The organism is Gemmatimonadota bacterium, assembly GCA_026706345.1.
In the GTDB taxonomy this organism is placed as follows: Bacteria; JAAXHH01; JAAXHH01; order JAAXHH01; family JAAXHH01; genus JAAXHH01.
This window is the reverse complement of the sequence record JAPOYX010000206.1, coordinates 236-2,524: the sequence shown is the minus strand read 5'-3', so window position 1 is coordinate 2,524 and position 2,289 is coordinate 236. Positions and strand designations below refer to the sequence as shown.

The window sequence follows — 2,289 nt, the reverse complement described above, 5'->3', positions numbered from 1 at the left end:
CGGGGGAGGAACGCTTTTCCCTCTCGCCTGAAATGGCCATGATCCTTGCGGACGAGGACAGTCCCAAGTTTGCCGCCGGTATTTTCAGCGATTTTCCGCAACGCATGGCCATATTGGAGAAACTGCCCGAGGCCTTTCGTACCGGCCTGGGTCTCTCCTACGACGCGCGTGGGCCGGAAGGCGCACGGGGCATCGAGCGGGTCTTTGCCCCGTGGTACCGGCACGCGCTGATCCCCATTGTGCTGCCCGCCCTGGACGGGGTCGAGTCCAGACTGCAAGTCGGCGCAAAGGTGGCGGACGTGGGCTGCGGTGCCGGGATTGCGCTGGTTCAAATGGCTGCGGCCTTTCCGCAGGCCGACTTCCACGGCTATGACATATCGGAGCACGCGCTGGCCCGCGCCAATGCCAACAAGGCTGAGGCCGGGCTGACCAACATTCAGTTTCATCACGCGACCCAGGACGGGCTGCCGGCCGATGCGAGTTTTGACTTCATCACCACGTTTGACTGCATCCACGATATGACTCATCCGGCGGAAGCCATTCGGGCTATCCGGTCGGCGCTCAAGCCGGATGGAACCTGGCTGATCGCCGATATTAAGAGCGCCCCGACGTTTGAGGAAAATCTGAAGAACCCCATGACCGGTTTGATGTATGCCTTCTCGGTGATGGGCTGCATGTCCTCGGCCTTATCCGAGCCGGACGGCGCCGGCCTGGGTACCCTGGGCTTTAACGAACAGGTGGCGCGGAGCATGACACGCGACGCCGGGTTCACCCGCTTCACCCGCCACGACTTTGACAATCCGTTCAACGCCTATTATGAAGTGCGGCCCTGACGAGAAAACCCTCTCCCCGCGGGAGAAGGCATAAACATGAGGAGAAACGTATGGAAAAGGAATTCCTGAATCCCGCCGGTCTGCCCGTTTTGCCGGGCTTCTCCCAGGTTGTGACCGCAACCGAGGGAAAAATTGTTTTCATCTCGGGCCAGGTCGCCTTGGACGCGAACAACGCGGTGGTGGGCAAGGGCGACCTGCGCGCCCAGGTCGTCCAGACCTTTGAAAACCTCAAAGGGGCGCTGGCCGCGGTTGGGGCCACGTTTGACGACGTGCTGAAGACCAATACGTATATTGTTAATTATACGCCTGACATGATCGGCGTGGTCCGTGAGGTTCGCAGCCAGTATCTGCCCCAGGAAAAAGCACCGGCCAGCACCCTCATCGGCGTTCAGGCGCTGGTGCTTGAAGACCTGCTCATTGAGATTGAGGCCTTTGCTCTGCTCAAGGCTTGAGGCCGGCGCGTAGGTGCTTCTCCTTCCTCTGAGCCCTGCATAACCCGGCATGTCTACTCCGGCCAGCCTTCGCGTTGCCTTTGACATTGGCGGAACCTTCACCGATGTCGTCATAGCCGGTGCCGCCGGCCAACTCCTGACCTATAAAATTTTGACCCTGCCCGACCGGTTCTGTTGGCGCAGACGTTGGACGCTGTATTGCCGATGCCGAACGCCAGCACCCGGAGAGTTCCATTGCGAGCCTCGTCCACGGTACGACCATCGCTTCCAACGCGGTCCTGGAAGAACAGGGCGCCCGAACCGGTCTGATTACCACTAAAGGCTTTCGGGACGAATTGGAAATCCGCCGCCTGGGACGTCCGAGTGTCTACAACGTGTTCTGGCAGCGTACGCCGCCCTTGATCCCGCGTCGTCGCCGACTTGAAGTCAGCGAACGCATGACCGTTCGGGGCGAGGTCGAGACGCCGCTCAACGACGAAGAGGTGCGTCAGGCCATACTCAGCCTCAAACGCCAGGGTGTCGAAGCCATTGCCGTGGCGTTTCTGCATTCCTACGTCAATCCCAGCCATGAGCAACAGACCGTGGCTCTGATCCGCGAGATATTCCCGGAAGTCCTGGTCTGCTCCTCGGCCGACATCCTGCCCGAGGTTCGCGAGTACGAACGTACCTCCACCACGGCGCTGAACGCCTACCTCATGCCCGTAGTCGGACGTTATCTGGACCAGGTGGAAACGCAGCTCCAGGCCTATCCTCCAGCCCTGCAAATCATGCAGTCCAACGGGGGGATCATGAGCGCCGCGCACGCCCGTCACCGCCCGGTGCACCTGATCGAATCCGGTCCTGCGGCCGGTGCCCTGGCCGCGGCCGGCCTGGCGCGGGAAATCGGTCTGGCTCAGGCGGTCGCGTTTGATATGGGCGGGACGACCGCCAAAGGTTGCCTGATCGAAAACGGCCAGCCGGTTGAAACCGCCGAAGGCGAGGTCGGGGCGGGCATCAACCGAGCC

At 61.4% G+C, this 2,289-nt stretch carries 3 protein-coding genes; all 3 read left to right on the top strand.

What is annotated here, in order from left to right; genetic code table 11:
* A partial coding sequence (locus OXG98_14195; protein ID MCY3773152.1) for a class I SAM-dependent methyltransferase occupies positions 1-833 on the top strand: 833 nt, incomplete at its 5' end.
* A gap of 50 nt (positions 834-883) precedes the next feature.
* Positions 884-1,285 carry a RidA family protein gene (locus tag OXG98_14190; GenBank protein MCY3773151.1) on the top strand — a complete coding sequence of 134 codons (402 nt, stop codon included), beginning with the start codon at positions 884-886 and terminating at the stop codon, positions 1,283-1,285.
* 197 nt (positions 1,286-1,482) lie between these two features.
* On the top strand, positions 1,483-2,289 hold an 807-nt coding region (locus OXG98_14185; protein ID MCY3773150.1), incomplete at its 3' end, for a hydantoinase/oxoprolinase family protein.

Excerpts from the sequence above, each read along its gene's own strand:
- OXG98_14190 (MCY3773151.1), top strand. The coding sequence starts at position 884 with ATGGAAAAGGAATTCCTGAATCCCGCCGGTCTGCCCGTTTTGCCGGGC.